The sequence below is a fragment of the Humibacter antri genome, from assembly GCF_054777235.1.
Window position 1 is genome coordinate 1 of sequence record NZ_BAAHAW010000059.1, and the last position, 700, is coordinate 700.

Below are 700 nucleotides of genomic sequence, written 5' to 3' on the forward strand. Positions count from 1 at the left end.
ATCATCTCGAGAGTGGCTCGGGATGCCGACATGCAGCGGAGGCCCTGGTGTTCGATCAGCGTACGGCGATTGGGTTGGATGTGCACGCGCGTAGCGTGCGAGCGGCGGCGTTGGACACGTCGACCGGTGAGCTTTTGGAGGCGAAACTCCCGCCGGGCAGTGACGGGGTCGCGAGGTGGGTCGCGGGCGTCGCGGAACAGCACGGGCCGGTTGCTGCGGCGTACGAGGCGGGCCCGACGGGTTTCGGTCTAGCTCGCCGGCTCTCGGCGGCGGGTGTGCCGGTGACGGTCGCGGCGCCGTCGAAGATCATCCGTCCGGCCGGGGACAGGGTGAAGACCGATGCCCGTGATGCGGTCCTGCTGGCCCGGCTGCTGCGGATGGACGAGCTCGTCGGTGTGCGGGTGCCGACCGAGATCGAGGAGTCCGCCCGGGACCTGGTGCGTGCCCGTGATGACGCGCGGGTGGAGCTGATGGCCGCCCGGCACCGGCTCTCGAAGCTGCTGCTGCGCCGTGGCATCGTCTACGACGGCAGGGCTTGGACGGGAGCGCACGATGTGTGGCTACGCCGAGCCCGTCACGATGGGCTCGGCTCTGCGGGGGCAGGGACGTTCGCGGCATTCGACGCGGGCTACGACGCGGTCACGAGCATCCTCGCCCGCCGGGACCGGCTGGACCGCGACATCTTGAGCATGGCAGCGGA

The 700-nt window shown here is 70.6% G+C and carries 1 protein-coding gene; it reads left to right on the forward strand.

Annotated features, from left to right (window positions below):
• Positions 1-47: 47 nt before the first annotated feature.
• Positions 48-700 (forward strand): IS110 family transposase (locus tag ACYVDK_RS18265; protein ID WP_460524433.1); only part of this gene is annotated, 653 nt, incomplete at its 3' end.